This is a genomic window from Roseibium sp., from assembly GCF_965232425.1.
In the GTDB taxonomy this organism is placed as follows: Bacteria; Pseudomonadota; Alphaproteobacteria; order Rhizobiales; family Stappiaceae; genus Roseibium.
The window spans coordinates 3802351-3817634 of record NZ_OZ246971.1 but is presented as its reverse complement, the minus strand read 5'-3'; the positions used below and the strand labels follow the sequence as shown (position 1 = coordinate 3817634).

Here is a 15284-nt window from a genome sequence, read left to right as displayed (position 1 = left end):
AACGCTCAAGTCTTGTGTGCCAGCGTCCCGCCAAGGGGTCTTGCACCGTGCCCGGCACCCTTCCGCATCCCGTTGCGCCTGAACGTCTCGAAGAACGCCTCCGCCGACATGGGACGTGCAAGGCCGTAGCCCTGCAGGATGTCGCACCCGATGGCGGTCAAGGTCTTGATTTGCGACGGCGTCTCCGCACCCTCGGCGATCACCTCCACCTCAAGGGTCCGGGCGATGTCGATGATCGACTGCACCAGGCTCTTCATGGCCATGTCGGTATCGACGTTCGACACAAGGGTTTTGTCGATCTTCAGACGTTTCGGACGAATGTTCACCAGACTGGCGATGGACGCATAGCCGCTGCCGAAATCATCGATTTCCATTTCGATGCCGAGATCCTGCAGCTGACTGAGCGTCTTCTTGACCTGCTCGCTCGTATCGTCGAGGAAGGTTGACTCGATCAGCTCGAACGACAGACTGGGGACATTGTCTTCAAAATTCTCAAGTGAAAACAGAAGGCTGGGATCTGCCAGACGGTCGGACGAGACGTTGACCGCAAGGCGCGGCAGGGCCAGTCCCGTTTCGTGCCACTCGTTCACCGTGGCGAGAGACTTCAGGAGCACCTGCCTGTCGATTTCGGCGACGCAGTTCATTTCCTCCGCGTATTGAAGAAACTCACCCGGAGACAGAATCCCCCTCTTCGGATGATGCCATCGCACCAGCGCCTCTGCACCGGCCAGTTCCAGGCTGCCAGCGTAAAACTGCGCCTGGAAAAACGGGACGAATGATCCGCCATCCTCCAGAGCGAACTGGATTTCTTCCTTTGTTTTGCGAATCGAGGCCGCCTGCAGGCTCATTTGATGGTCGTAGACCATGTAGGTGTTCTTGCCTGCACGCTTGGCCTTGTAGAGGGCCTGATCGGCGTTTCTCAGAAGATCCGACGCATCGTTTGTCGATTCTTCCGAAAGCGCGATTCCGATACTCGCTCCCAGGCTGATCGAGCGGCCCTCGACGATCATCGGATGTTCCAGTTTCCTGATGAGCCCCTCGCTGAAGCCAATGGACCTTTCCGCAGTGCTGTCGTCCTGAAGGATGGCAATGAATTCATCGCCCCCGCTGCGCGCAATGAAGTCCTCCTCGATCGAGAGGTCTTTCAAGGTTTCCGCGAGCCTACACAACACTTCGTCGCCTGCCGCGTGACCGAGCAGGTCGTTCACCTCCTTGAAGTTGTCGAGATCTATGTGCAGAAACGCGAGCGCCTTGTTCCTGGCAGGCTTGCCGCGCGCCTTTTTGGCCGATACCAGCTCCATGAACCTGCGGTTCGGAAGACCGGTCAGGCTGTCGTGCAGGGCGGCGTGTTCGACCTTCTTCTTGGCGAGCAGCAATTCCTGATTACGCTTTTCAAGCTCGATCTTCGTCTCGATCAGATCCGTGACATCCGAGTTCGTTCCGACGATCCGGACAGGTTCGTAGCTGGGATTTCGGATGACCTTGCCGCGCGAGCGCCACCAGCGCCATGTTCCGTCCCTGTGCCGCATGCGATAGGTGACATCGTAAGGGCTGTCATTCTGCAGCAATGCATCATAGTAGGCGAGGACGCCGTCGATGTCTTCCGGGTGCACCCGTTCCTGCCACCACTCGAATTCCGTCGGCGGGGTATCGTAGCTTTCCCCCAACAGGTCGAAATTCTGATCCGAAAAATATACCTGTCCCGTCTTGTAATCGAGATCCCAGACGCCGTCATAGGCAGCCTTGATCGCAAGGTCGTATCGCTGGTTGGAGACGAATGTGTGATGGGCGGCTTCGTCAAGATTGCTTACGCTGCGTCCCTCTCTGCCGGCAATCGGCAGCCTGTTTTTCCGGTCTATGGAAAAGCCGAGCAGCTCCGCGATGGAGGCAATGAACGCAATTTCACCGCTGGACCAGTCCCTCTGCGCCTGAACGGTCTCCGCGCAGACGATGCCGATCGGTTCAACGGCAGATCTGATCTGGGCAACCAGCATCGAGACCGCAGGTGCCGGCCGGCGGCACGCTATCGAGAAGGCCGACACCCGTGCATCCTGGGCGGCATCGCAGGTGTCAACCACCCGCTCCGCAAGCACGGCCTCGAAGAAATCCGGGCAGTCCGCGGCGCAAAGCTGTCGGACCGGCAATTCATCAAACGTTTTCTGAGGGTATCCCACCACGCAATCAAGGCGTGCCCTGTCCTGCGGAAACAGCCAGACACTCAGGCGATCGACACCGAGCTCGTAAAAGGTCTCCTTCGCGACCACGCGCGCGTATTCCAGGCTGGTCGGCTTGCTGTCGAGGAAGAAGCGTTTGAGTTCACCGGCGGGGAAGCAGGAGGGCACATCGGCTGCCGGAAGGAGATCCGGTCTGGGCGGGTTCGTTTTCATTATCTTTTCCCTTGCCTGTCTCGCTGGTTGCCTCGGCCCGCCGCTCGTCCGCGACCGCCAAGGAACTGAGCCATACCTCCAACTGAAGCACCCGCCGGACCGGGTGTATCCGCGTCCACTCCTGTCCGTGTGATCAGGCACCCGGCAACGATGGATGTGGTGAGGCGGGAAACACAGTCGGCGCGACCGGAGAAGTCACCAGTCGGCAAGCGTGAATTGCGGGCAGAAAACCGCGTGGGTTGTGTAAAACACAAAGAAAGTACTGACACATTCGTCAGCGGATGCTGGAGACCGGCACTCGGCATCATTGGACGTCTCTGTTTGGACGTCCCCCACACGTGGTTTTGATATATCCGAGATTTGTGAATGTAAAGTAAATTCTTACTCTAGGATATCTATCCACTTGGCGATTATTGCGGAGAAATCAATAAACTGCAGCAACATGATAGCAAAATACTGAAATATCGAATTTTTCGCAAAATTAATTTGCATTTTTCTTTGATTTATTTACTTTCAGATCATCTATGTAACGCGACTTGAGATGACGCTAATCAATAAAATTATTGCCATGTTGCTTATAGACTAGATTTAATTCGAGTAAGGAAACGGCCGACCACCCGCAATACGAGCATAAAATATAAAATATTTCTATCAATCCTTGTAACACTTACTTGGAAACAAAATTCAGCTATGGCCGTGGAAAGTCTCGATGACTGCTCAGCTGTCTGCTGCCGGCATCTCGACGGGACCGCCCTTTTCGGCCCATTTGGAAAAGCCTTCGCGCAAATGTGCTGCTTCGAACCCCATGTCCTGGAGGGTCGCAACCGTCAGCGCAGAGCGCCATCCCGACGCGCAATGAAAGACGAACTTCTTGTCTTCGCCGAAAACCTCCTTGAAATACGGGCTCTCCGGATCGACCCAGAACTCCACCATCCCCCGTGGAGCGTGGACGCTTCCGGGAATGAAGCCTGACCTCTGACGCTCACGAATGTCGCGAATGTCGACGATGACGACGGCAGGGTCGTCCATCTGGCGGATCAGATCCCCGATCTCGACTTCCTCTATGCGGTTCCGGGCCTCGGCGACCATCGTAGCTGCGTTCTTCTTGAGCTTCTTCATGATACCTGATGCTTCAACGGGAATTGGATCGCACCCATGTTGACCGCCAGCGCGGACACTTGCAAGTGGCTCCGTCCGGGGGGCGCACGGGCCCTTTGGGTGGGGAGACCACCCGGATTGGTCGAACGCTCTTGAAGGCCGGTCGCGCGGCTGTTGCCGTTGCACCGCTCATCGCCCGTGTCCATACCGTCGCCTGCCGCAGCAACCCGTTCATGAAGAACGATTGAACTGGAACGAACGGCCAGGAACCCGGCCGGCAGACCTTACAGTCACGCTTTGCGGACCAGATCCCCCCAGGCTTCCGCATAGGTTTTGAGAGACGGTTCGCAGAAGGTGTACGCTTTCGCTTGGTGCGCCGGTGCACCGCGCTCGCTATGCGCGCCGGAGATGAGCATGGCTGCTCCGATGGCCGTACCCGTCGCCGCAGCGCCCTGGACTTCGACGCGCCTGCCGCACGCGGCCTGCAGCATGGCCAGGAAACAGTCATTTTGCGCGAAGGGACCTTCAACGATGATCGGGCCATCTGCGCCGATCATCGTCAGCATTTCGGCAGTGACGAGGGCGAGGTAGTATGAGACCGCAACAAAGCGTTCCCCGTCACTCAGACCGCTCTCTTCGATATTCCAGCGTGCCTGTCTACCCTGAAAAGGGCCTGAGCGCGGCTCCACGGCGGGAAACAGCATGATTTGACGGTCAATGACCGTATCGGCATCACGCTTCGCAAATGCATGCTTGCGCGCCTTCATGATGATTTCGAACTCACGGCCACCCATGAACCGGGCGGAAGGGACCGGATCCCCGAACGCATTCACATTCATCAGCGTATCGCGTCCGGGGTCGAGTTTGACCCGGTGTCCGCCGATCGAAAACGCTATGACCCATGTCCCGGTGGAGACCACCGAGAATGGCGCATCCCGCTTCAGAAGATGGGGCAGCAGCGAGGCGTTGGAGTCATGAATGCCGCAATAGACGGGCGTTCGGGGCTGCAGACCGGTTCGCTTGGAAACGTATGGCTCGAGCGTGCCGAGACAGTCGTTCGCAGGACGCAAGCGGGCCATCTTTCCCGAAAGCCCCAGCTTGCCGACAAGCGTGGAGTACCGGTTCTCGTGCGGATCCCAGAGATCCGTATGGCACCCGAGCGAGGAGACTTCGTTGGCCTTCACCCCCGTCAGGCGAAACGCCCAGTATTGGGGATAGGTCAGGAACACATCGGTTCGTTCCAGAAGACCGGGGTCCGACCTGAATTGCCAGTACAGCTGTGCCCCGACGTTGAGACCCATGCCGAGCCGCGGCGACCCTGTTTCGGCAAAACCGGGGCGAAGTGCTTCGTACTCAGCCGCCAGGTCGTCCGGACCGGCAAACTCGTAGTCGATCACCAGAGCCGCAAGATCACCGGAGGTGGTCAGAAGCACGCCCGACGCGCCGTGAGCCGTCACCGACAGCGCATCGATGGGATGTGTTTCGTTGAGCTGGCCGAGCGCATCGCAAATGAAATCCCAGTGTGCCGCCGTGTCGAAATGCGGATAGGGCGGCCCCGGCAAGACCACGTTGGGACAGGTCAGCACGCCGACTTCGCGGTCTGACTGCAGGTCGACAACTGCCACTTTCACATTTGTCTTGCCGATGTCCAGGATCCCGGCATGTCGTGCGCCGCGCATGGGTCAGTCCATGTGAAAGACGGTTTCAAGAGCTGTTGCGACCGGTTCGTTGTCCGGCTTGGTCTCCATGATGTCTGCCATATGGGCCCACCAGCGCTGCATCACCGCATGCTCCGGCAGATCGTCCATGCGATGGCCATCCTCCCGCCAAAGCACACCGAAAAGCGTCCCGGTCTCACGATCCAGATGGATCGAATAGTCACGGATCCCCGCCTCTTTAAGGAGCTCCACCAGTTCCGGCCAGATGTCGTCGTGGCGCTTCCTGTATTCCGCTTCCATCCCGGGATGGAGCTTCATCTTGAAGGCAAATTTTTCCATGGCTTCACCCTCTTCTCGCCGCCAGCATGCGCCTGGCAATCCGCGGCAGCGCGATCACCCCGATCAGGAGCAGACCGATGAAGATCGACATGACGATCCCCGGCACGTTCAATAGACCGAAGCCGAACGTGACCATGCCCATCACGAATGCGGCAATGACGACGCCGGGTATCGTTCCTGATCCGCCGAGGATATTGATACCGCCCAGGACCACCATGGTCACCACTTCAAGCTCCCAGCCGAACGCGATCGAGGGCCTTGTCGCGCCAAGCCGGGACGTCAGGCAGATCGCCGCGACGCCGGACATGACGCCGGTCAGGAGAAAAAGGGCGAATTTGACGCGTGGAACGCGAATGCCAGAAAACAGCGCACCAACCGGGTTGTTGCCGATGACATAGACGGCCCGTCCGAAATTCGTCTTGTGCAACAGAACCCCGAACGCCACCGCCATGAGTGCGAAGAGGACGAACTCGAAGGAAATCACCCACCAGACATAGCCCTGTCCGAAAAAGGCGAAATCGGCCGGGTAACCGGTATAGGCCTTGTCGCCCAGAACGATGTAGGAAATGCCCCGGAACAGGCTCATCGTGCCGATGGTCACGACAATGGACGGCAGGCCAAGACCCGTCACCAGAGCTCCGTTGAAGGCGCCGCACAGGAGGCCGACACCGAGCCCGACCAGAACCAGCATCGGGGTGTCCGCGCCGAGTTGCACCGCAAAGCCCATGGCGGTTGACGCGAGCGCGATGATCGAGGCAACGGAAAGATCGATTTCCCCCGAGACGATCAGCAGCGCCATCGCGAAGGCGATCAGCGCCTTTTCGGTAAAGTTGAACGTGGCGTCCGACAGGTTCCAGGGGTCCAGAAAGTAGGGCGAGGCGAAGCTGTTCAGGATGAACACCGCGACAGCCACGCCGAGGAGCAGGATTTCCCAGCTCGCCAGGAGACGCTGCAACGGGCTGCGCAGCCGGTCCGGAACCTGCCGGAGGGGTGCTGTTTCGTCGGCCCGCGATACGCTCATTGTGCGTGCTCCGCTTTCTTGAGGATTACCCGGCCTCTGCTCCTGTTCGACGTCGCGTTGAAGGCGACCGCGATGATGATCGCGCTGCCGGAAATCGCCAGCTGCCAGAACGGCGAGATGTTGATGACGGGAAGCGCGTTCTTGACGATGCCGAGGAACAGCGCGCCGAGCAGGGCGCCACCGACGGAACCTATGCCTCCGGCAATCGAGATACCGCCGATGACACAGGCCGCGACCACCTCAAGTTCGAACCCGCCGGCTATGTCGACATAGGCGACCGCGTAACGCGCAACCCAGAGATACCCTGTAAGGCCGGCGAGTGCGCCGGACAGGACAAAGGCGGCGCATTGGGTCCGGCCCACATTGATCCCGGTATAGACGGCCGCATGCGGATTTCCGCCGACGGCATAAAACGCCTGTCCGAGCGCGGTGCGGCCGATCAGAACCGTAAAACCCAGGACTGCAAGAATGGCAATCCAGGAAAGAACCGGAAGCCCCAGAACGACAGCGCGCGGAAAGGCCTTGAAACTATCGCTCATTTCGTGGGCGTTGATCCACGCACCGTCGGAAATCAGGAAGATGATGCCCCTGAAAATGGTCATCGTCCCGAGCGTCACGACGATCGGCGGAATATCGAGTTTCCAGACCAGCAATCCATTCGCCAGTCCCATGATCGCGCCGAGGAGAATGGAGATCGCCAGAATGACTGGGATCGGCAGACCTGGATAGAGCGTGTTGAGCATCGCGACGACCATCCCGGTCAGGGCCAGGTTGGCTGCGACGGAGAGGTCGATGCAGCGCGTCAGGATCACGGCCATCTGACCGAGCGCGAGAATGATCAGCGGCGCGGTATCGTTGAACACGTTGGCAAGGTTGGACGGTCCTATGAAGGCCGGAAAGCGGCTGGCAATGGCCAGGAGCAACGCCAGGATCGCTATCCCAAGGACCAGTTCGCGCGACTTCAGGAACGACTTTGTCATGACGTCCCCCCGGACAGACCGGCCGCGGCCCGCACAAGGCGTTCCGGCGTCAGGTCCGCACCCTCGAACTCGGCCGCGATACGCCCTTCCCGCATGACGATGACCCGGTCGGACATGCCCAGAATTTCAGGGATCTCGGACGACACCATGATCACCGCGAGCCCCTGCGCGGCCAGTTCCGCCATGAATTCGTGGACGGCCGCCTTGGAACCGATATCGATACCCTTGGTCGGCTCGTCGAGGATGATCACCCTTGGCTGCGTTGCCAGCCACTTGGCGATGATCACCTTCTGCTGGTTGCCGCCGGACAGTTCGCCGATGTCCTGATCCAGCGCAGCTGCGCGCAGGTCGAGGCGCCGGGTATAGTCGCGCGTCAGCCTGAATTCCTCCGCAAGACGCAGAAACCCGTTCCGCGACGTGGATCTGAGCGACGGCAACGACACGTTCTGGAAGATCGGCAGCCCCTTGATGGCGCCCTGTTTGCCGCGGTCTTCCGGCACATAGACGATACCGTGGCTGATCGCCTCGTCGGGCGTTCGGATCACGGCAACGGTGTCGTCGATCCGTATCGCCCCCTTCGAGGGTTTGGTTATTCCGAAAAGCGCCTGCATGAACTCGCTGCGCCCGGCACCGACCAGTCCGTAAAAGCCGAGTATTTCTCCGCGCCGCAGCGTGAAGCCGATATCCTCGAACTCGGTCGGATGGCTGTAGCCGACCACCCGCAGGATCTCGGATCCGAGCTCGGGCGTTCGTTTCGGAAACACCTGGTCGACGGAACGGCCGACCATCAGGCGCACGAGATCCGGCTCCGATACGTCGGAGATTCTGCCCGCGCCGACCATTTCTCCGTCCCGGAAAACGGTGTAGCGGTCGGCGATGCGGAAAATCTCGTCGAACTTGTGGCTGATGAAGAGGATCGCCTTGCCCTCGGCCTTGAGCCGCTCGACCAGCTCGTAGGTTTCTTCGATCTCCTTGTGCGACAGCGATGCCGTCGGCTCGTCCATGATGACGATGCTGGCGTCGATCGAAAGCGCGCGCGCAATGGCGACCAGGTGCTTGTTGGCAATGCCCAGTTCCTTCAGGAGAACAGACGGATCAATCTGCGCGCCGATCCGTGCAAGCAGATCCCTCGCCTGCCGGACCATCGAGGCCTTGTCGATCAGGCCGAAGCGCGTCCTGGGGGCGTGCCCGATGAAGATGTTTTCGGCGACCGACAGATCGTCGAAAAGCACTGTCTCCTGATGGATCGCCGTCACGCCGGCCCTGCCCGCATCCTGCGCGGTCGGGAAGCTGACGGCCAAGCCGTTTATGGTGATATCGCCTTCATCCGGCTGGTAGATCCCTGTCAGAACCTTGACGATGGTCGATTTGCCGGCGCCGTTCTCGCCGACGAGGGCCGTGACCTGTCCGGGATAGAGATCGAGCGCGACTTCGGACAGGGCTTTGACGCCGGGAAAGGACTTCGAAATGCCCCTCAGGGACAGGATCGGCTTTTGCTCATTTGCTGCTGACGGATGCACGTCGCCGATGCCCTGCGTGTTCGCAAGCATTCCCAGTCCCCCGGTGTGTGAAATCTGTTTGGGTCATGGGCCGGCCCGGTTGCCCGGGCCGGCTGCTGCCTGGTCAGCGAAGCTTAGAAGATATCCTTGAAATCGTCGATGTTCGAGCTGTCATAGACAAACGGGTCGGCCATCGCGCCTTCATTGTTGTCATTCAGCGTCAACGATCCCATGCGTCCCATCGGGATTTCCGCACCCGGCTTGGCTTCGGCGTTGCCGGCCGCAAGGTTGTAGGCGAGCATCGTCGCGGAGTAGCCGAGGTCGATCGGATTCCAGATTGCAAACGACTTGGACGCGCCGGAGTCGATGTGGCCGGCCATTTCCGAGGGAAGGCCAAGACCGGTGACGTTGACCTGTCCGGCCTTTTCGGCATCGGACACGGCTTGCGCGGCAGCGACGATGCCGACGGAGGTCGGAGCGATGATCGCCTTCAGGTCGGGATAGCTCTGCATGAGACCCTGGGCTTCGCGGTAGGACTTGTCTGCAAGGTCATCGCCGTAAACCGTCGCGACAACGTTGATGCCCGGATAGTTGTCCTTGACCTTGTTCATCTCCTCGATCCAGGTGTTCTGGTTCGTCGCGGTCGCCGATGCCGACAGGACGGCGACATCTCCGCCGTCAGGCAGATGATCCGCAGCGAGCTTGATGATCATGTTGCCGATCAGGGCATTCGAGGACGGATTGAGGTGCAGCTGACGGCCCTCTGCCGCAACGCCCGAATCCCAGGAAATCACCGTAATACCGCGCTGCATCGCCTTCTTCAGGGCAGGAACGAGCGCATCCTGATCATTGGCCGAGACGGCGATCGCGTCGACTTTCTGCGCGATCAGCGCGTTGATGACTTCGATCTGGCCCTCGGCGGTCGTATCGGTCGGACCGGTATAGATGACTTCAACGTCGCCGAGTTCCTTGGCAGCTTCTTCCGCGCCCTTGGCTGCTGCTTCGAAGAAGCCGATGCCGAGGGCCTTGACGACCAGGGCGATCCGCTTGGTTTCAGCCTGTGCCGGCACAGCTACGCACATGGCGGCAACGGCTGTTGCTGCTAACAGTGACTTCAAGAGTTTCATTGTCTTCCTCCCTAGATAGCTGCCGGTCCTCCCAGGTTCCGGCAGGACACCGGCTACCCGCTTGAGGTCGCCTTTGCTTGTGCGGCGCTCGTCTGCGCCACGATTAATTTGACGTCCGCCTGCTCCAGCATGTTGGCCGCGTGGTCGGGAATTCCCTCGTCCGTCACGACGGTCGAGATGCGCTCCAGCGGACACAGGATCAGCGATGAGCGGGCACTGAATTTCGAGGAATCTGCCAGAACCACGAGTTCGTCGGCCTGCCCGATCAGCTTCTGCTCCGCCTGGATCAGGAGCGGGTCGGCCTCCATGAGCCCGAGCGCTCCGAGACCCTGTGCGCCCATGAACATGCGCTTGGCGTAGAAGTTCCGCGTCACGTCGTTGTCGAATGGACTGAGGATGATGTTCTGTTCCCGGTAGATCGCTCCGCCGGAGAGCATGATCGTGTTCTTGGAATTCTTCAGAAGATGCTCGGCGATCGGAAACGAATTGGTGAAGATCTGCATGCGCCGCGTCGCGAGCGGGTGCACCATCTGAAAGGTTGTCGTGCCGCCGTTGATGATGATCGGGTCGCCGTCCTCGCACAGCTCGACGGCCTTTTGCGCGATTGCGCGTTTCTGAGCGATGTTGATTGTTTCGTTGACCGAAAACGGCCGTCCGGCGAGACCGACGAACTGGGGCGGATGGATCGACTCCGCACCGCCGCGCACCCGGCGCAGCTTCTTCTGCACATGCAGGGTTGCGATGTCCCTGCGAATGGTTGCCTCGGAAGATCCCGTCAGGGTCACCAGTTCCTGCACCGTCACGACGGGCCGGTCCTGGACTGCGGACAGGATGATCCTCTGGCGTTCTTTCTCGTGCATTCCGTTCTCCCGTTGCTCAAACGTTTTCATCAAAAGCAGTCATTGTCAATCAATAATTGTCACAAACGCTCATATTGCAGTGCAATATGATTGAATTTGATTGTTTTTGATTGACACGACGGTGCTTTCGAGCGAGGTTCTAATCAAAGAGGCTTGCTCTGTCAGGCGTATTTTCGGGAGGTATCGATGTTGAACTCTGCTGCGGGATCACGGCTGCAAAACCTATGGGATGACGTCACCGCGCAGTCGATGACAGAAGCCGAGTTGCTGCTGTACCGCTCGAACCTTCTGGGCTCGGACAAGCGCATCACCAATTATGGCGGCGGCAACACCTCGGTTAAGGCGATGGAGAAAGACCCACTGACCGGCGAACAGGCCGAAGTCCTGTGGGTCAAGGGATCAGGCGGCGACGTCGGCACCATAAAAATGGACGGCTTTGCAACGCTTTACATGGACAAGCTGCGCGCTCTGAAGGGTCTTTATCGCGGCGTCGCCTTCGAAGACGAGATGGTGGGCTACCTGCCGCATTGCACCTTCAACCTCAATCCGCGCGCTGCCTCCATCGATACCCCGCTGCATGCCTACGTTCCCGCCAGACATGTCGACCACATGCACCCGGACGCGATCATTGCGATCGCGGCAGCAGCCGACAGCAAGGCCATGACCGCCGACATTTTCGGTGATGACATCGGCTGGCTGCCATGGAAACGCCCCGGCTACGAACTCGGTCTGTGGCTCGAAAAATTCTGCCTCGAAAATCCCGCTGCAAAAGGGGTGGTCCTGGAAAGCCACGGTCTGTTCACCTGGGCGGACGACGCCAGAACCTGCTACGAAATCACGATCGACACGATCAACAAGGCGATCGGCTGGTTCGAGCAGAAAACGCTCGGCCACAGCGCATTCGGCGGCGCGAAATGCACCGCCCTGCCACCGTCGGAGCGCCGAAGGACCGCCGCTGCCCTAATGCCGGTCATTCGTGGCATGATCAGCGGCGACCAGCACATGGTCGGCCATTTCGATGACAGCGACGCGGTTCTGGAATTCGTCTGCTCCAACGACATGGAGGCACTGGCCCAACTCGGGACAAGCTGCCCGGACCATTTCCTGCGCACCAAGATACGTCCGCTCGTGGTCGGCTTCGACCCGCAGACCCCGGACATCGAGAATACGATCGCCGGGCTGGCTGACGCGGTTGCGCAGTACCGGGATGATTACGCAGCCTACTACGAGCGGTGCCGCCGACCGGACAGTCCCGCGCTCAGAAACCCGAACGCAGTCGTCTACCTGGTTCCGGGCGTCGGCATGATCACCTTCGCCAAGGACAAGGCAACAGCCCGGATCTCTGCGGAATTCTATACCAACGCCATCAACGTCATGCGCGGCGCATCGAGCGCCTCGACCTATCGGGGCCTGGAGGAGCAGGAAGCATTCGACATCGAATACTGGCTTCTTGAGGAAGCAAAGCTTCAGCGGATGCCGAAACCGAAAAGTCTGGCGGGAAAGATCGCATTGGTCACCGGCGGCGCGGGGGGTATCGGCTCCGCGACCGCGGAACGGTTCCTGCGCGAAGGCGCATGCGTGGTCCTGGCCGATATCGATGAAGAGGCCTTGTCGGAAACCGCGGACGTGCTTTCCGGGCGGCACTCGAAAGATCTGGTCCGGTCGGTGGTGATGGATGTCACCAGCGAGGACGCTGTCGCCGACAGTTTTGCGCGGGCCTCGCTGGAATTCGGCGGCATCGATATTCTGGTCTCCAATGCGGGGATCGCCTCCTCGGCGCCAATCGAGGATACCTCGCTGGACCTTTGGAACCGCAACATGTCGATCCTGTCTACGGGCTACTTTCTGGTTTCCCGGGCCGCGTTTCAGCTCATGAAGACGCAAGGCACGGGCGGTGCGATTGTCTTTATCGGATCGAAGAACGGCCTCGCTGCATCACCCGGCGCCAGCGCCTACTGTACGGCCAAGGCCTCCGAACTGCATCTTGCGCGCTGCCTCGCGCTCGAAGGCGCTCCCGACGGTATACGGGTCAACACCGTCAACCCGGACGCCGTCCTGCGCGGATCGAAGATCTGGTCCGGCGACTGGCTGAAGGAACGGGCGGAGGCCTATGGCAAGGACACGGCGGATCTCGAGGAGCACTATCGCCAGCGTTCCCTGCTGAAACGGTCTGTTCTTCCGGAAGATATCGCCGAAGCGGCCTACTTCCTTGCCTCCGAGTTTTCATCCAAATCGACCGGCAACATCTTGAACGTCGATGCCGGCAACGTTCAGGCCTTCACGCGCTAGGGTACGGGCTCATAAATGAGACTGAAATGGCATGCGAAATGGCGAAATCCCGTCAGGAAGGGTGCGCGGAGCGGGCTTCCCGCCCGGTCAAGCACGCTGACGACACGGGGGGAAGCCATTTCCATGTCCTTCGGATTTGACCGGCTTGCTCCTCCTCCGCGTCGCGAAAGGTTTGAAAATGAACCACATTTCCTGCCCTTCCACTCCTTGACGAGAAGCAAGCCGCCTCAAACCATTTCGGCCTCATTTATGAGTCCGTACCCTAGAGGAGACCGGTCATGGCCATGATCGACAGCGCGCTGGTCGCGCAGGAAAACGAAAAGCTCATCACCAACCTACGCCGCGACTACGACGCTCTTGGCGAGCAACTCGAGCGGCGCGGTGTTGCCATCGACGAGATCAAACGGAAAGTATCCGCCTATGGCGTTGCCATCCCCTCCTGGGGCGTGGGAACAGGCGGTACCCGGTTCGCACGGTTTCCCGGGCCAGGAGAACCCCGCAATATCTTCGACAAGCTCGAGGACTGCTCAGTCATTCACGAGCTGACCGGCGCAACGCCCAGCGTTTCGCTGCATATCCCCTGGGACAAGGCGGACCCGACATTGCTCAGGAACAGGGCCGACGAACTCGGTCTTGCTTTCGACGCGATGAACTCCAACACCTTCCAGGATCAGGAGGACCAGCGGCAGTCCTACAAGTTCGGGTCGCTTTCGCATACCGATCCGTCTGTCAGGCAACAGGCCATTGAGCACAATCTGGAATGTATCGAGATCGGCGCAGCGCTCGGGTCGAAGGCCTTGACGGTCTGGGTGGGGGACGGGTCGAACTTTCCCGGACAGACCCACTTTACCCGTCAGCTGGAACGCTATCTGGAAAGTGCGAAAACCATCTACGCGCGGCTCCCTGGCGACTGGCGTCTCTTCACCGAACACAAGATCTTCGAGCCGGCCTTCTACTCAACCGTTGTTCAGGACTGGGGCACAAACTACCTGATTGCCACGGAACTCGGTGAGCGGGCCTTCTGCCTGGTTGATCTCGGACATCATGCGCCGAACGTGAACATCGAGATGATCGTTGCCAGGCTGATCCAGTTCGGCAAGCTCGGCGGCTTCCACTTCAACGACAGCAAATACGGCGACGACGACCTGGATACGGGCAGCATCGATCCCTATCGCCTGTTCCTGGTCTTCAACGAACTGGTGGATGCAGAAACCCGCGCGGTGCCGGGGTTCGACCCCGCCCATATGCTGGACCAGTCACACAACGTTACCGACCCGATCGAAAGCCTGATGGTATCTGCCATGGAAGTGCAGCGAGCCTATACCCAGGCGCTGATCGTCGACCGGCCCGCCCTGGAAACGTGTCAGGAAAGCAATGACGCGCTGATGGCGACCACCACGCTCAAAACGGCCTTTCGCACCGACGTTGAACCGATCCTGGCGATGGCCCGCGCGGACAAGGGTGCCGCGATCGACCCGGTATCCGCTTACCGGACATCCCGTTACCGGGAGACGGTCGCAAAAACGCGCCCCGTCGTCTCCGGTGCGGGCGGCGGTATCGTCTGAGGGGTCCTCACTGCGGGTGGCTGGCGTGTGCGTCAGCAGCCGCACGCAAGCGAATCGTCTCCTCCGCCAGGGCAGATCACTTCCTGCCTCGGGAAACTGATCCTGTGTGTCTCGAACTCTGCGAAGAAGCCGCCATTGGCCCAGCACCACTTGCCCTCACCCATCGTCGTGCTCGATGCATCGCAGGAGCGCCCGAGATAGAGCGTCTCCCTTTCGCGCGTCACCGACGACGCCGCGCCCGCCTCGAAAAAGCGGGTCACAGGATATTGGGATTTCAGGACGTAGCCGGACGCGTTGCAGCTGAGCGACCAACTGTGATTGTCACCGACATAGCCGAATTCCTCTGACAGGGACGCGGCGGAAGAGAAGCCGAAGATGGCGATGAAGGCGAAAAGAACTTTCAATCTTGAAAACATCTTGCACGTTCCAATGAACAGACTGCGGTTGCAAATCACCGTCAA

12 protein-coding genes are annotated in these 15284 nt (G+C 59.7%); 2 read left to right on the top strand and 10 right to left on the bottom strand.

Translation table 11 applies throughout. The features are described 5' to 3' along the window. Nucleotides 1–5 precede the first annotated feature (5 nt). The 9 genes from ACO08A_RS17410 to ACO08A_RS17370 all read right to left on the bottom strand — a co-directional run bounded on the left by ACO08A_RS17410 (nucleotide 6) and on the right by ACO08A_RS17370 (nucleotide 10969). Nucleotides 6–2387, bottom strand: a complete 2382-nt coding sequence (locus ACO08A_RS17410) for a putative bifunctional diguanylate cyclase/phosphodiesterase (protein WP_422037240.1) — start codon at nucleotides 2385–2387, stop codon at nucleotides 6–8. A gap of 717 nt (nucleotides 2388–3104) precedes the next feature. Continuing rightward, nucleotides 3105–3506: a rhodanese-like domain-containing protein gene (locus tag ACO08A_RS17405; protein WP_422037239.1), complete on the bottom strand. Its 402-nt coding sequence runs from the start codon at nucleotides 3504–3506 to the stop codon at nucleotides 3105–3107. Nucleotides 3507–3775: 269 nt separating this feature from the next. Next, nucleotides 3776–5164, bottom strand: coding sequence for an FGGY-family carbohydrate kinase (locus ACO08A_RS17400; protein WP_422037238.1), 1389 nt, complete (start codon nucleotides 5162–5164; stop codon nucleotides 3776–3778). Nucleotides 5165–5167: 3 nt separating this feature from the next. Further along, nucleotides 5168–5482 (bottom strand): L-rhamnose mutarotase, encoded by a 315-nt coding sequence (rhaM, locus tag ACO08A_RS17395; RefSeq protein ID WP_422037237.1) that lies wholly within the window; start codon nucleotides 5480–5482, stop codon nucleotides 5168–5170. A gap of 4 nt (nucleotides 5483–5486) precedes the next feature. Beyond that, nucleotides 5487–6503 (bottom strand): ABC transporter permease, encoded by a 1017-nt coding sequence (locus tag ACO08A_RS17390; protein ID WP_422037236.1) that lies wholly within the window; start codon nucleotides 6501–6503, stop codon nucleotides 5487–5489. Continuing rightward, nucleotides 6500–7483, bottom strand: coding sequence for an ABC transporter permease (locus ACO08A_RS17385; RefSeq protein ID WP_422037235.1), 984 nt, complete (start codon nucleotides 7481–7483; stop codon nucleotides 6500–6502). The genes ACO08A_RS17390 and ACO08A_RS17385 overlap by 4 nt, the downstream gene beginning before the upstream one ends. Continuing rightward, nucleotides 7480–9033 carry a sugar ABC transporter ATP-binding protein gene (locus ACO08A_RS17380; protein ID WP_422037234.1) on the bottom strand — a complete coding sequence of 518 codons (1554 nt, stop codon included), beginning with the start codon at nucleotides 9031–9033 and terminating at the stop codon, nucleotides 7480–7482. Before ACO08A_RS17380 ends, ACO08A_RS17385 begins: the two co-directional genes overlap by 4 nt. Nucleotides 9034–9116: 83 nt before the next feature. Next, entirely contained in the window at nucleotides 9117–10109 is a 993-nt protein-coding gene (gene rhaS / locus ACO08A_RS17375) for a rhamnose ABC transporter substrate-binding protein (protein ID WP_422037233.1), read from the bottom strand. A gap of 53 nt (nucleotides 10110–10162) precedes the next feature. After that, a complete protein-coding gene (locus ACO08A_RS17370; protein ID WP_422037232.1) occupies nucleotides 10163–10969 on the bottom strand; it encodes a DeoR/GlpR family DNA-binding transcription regulator in 807 nt (268 codons plus the stop codon). Between the two features lie 186 nt (nucleotides 10970–11155). Here ACO08A_RS17370 and ACO08A_RS17365 point away from each other — a divergent pair, with 186 nt between their 5' ends. Next, complete coding sequence (locus ACO08A_RS17365) at nucleotides 11156–13258, top strand: bifunctional rhamnulose-1-phosphate aldolase/short-chain dehydrogenase (protein WP_422037231.1); 2103 nt, start codon at nucleotides 11156–11158, stop codon at nucleotides 13256–13258. A 278-nt stretch (nucleotides 13259–13536) separates the two neighbouring features. Beyond that, nucleotides 13537–14823 (top strand): L-rhamnose catabolism isomerase, encoded by a 1287-nt coding sequence (gene rhaI / locus ACO08A_RS17360; RefSeq protein WP_422037230.1) that lies wholly within the window; start codon nucleotides 13537–13539, stop codon nucleotides 14821–14823. Nucleotides 14824–14855: 32 nt separating this feature from the next. Here the strand turns inward: rhaI and ACO08A_RS17355 are convergent, their stop codons facing one another. Further along, nucleotides 14856–15227 (bottom strand): hypothetical protein, encoded by a 372-nt coding sequence (locus ACO08A_RS17355; RefSeq protein WP_422037229.1) that lies wholly within the window; start codon nucleotides 15225–15227, stop codon nucleotides 14856–14858. Nucleotides 15228–15284: the final 57 nt, after the last annotated feature.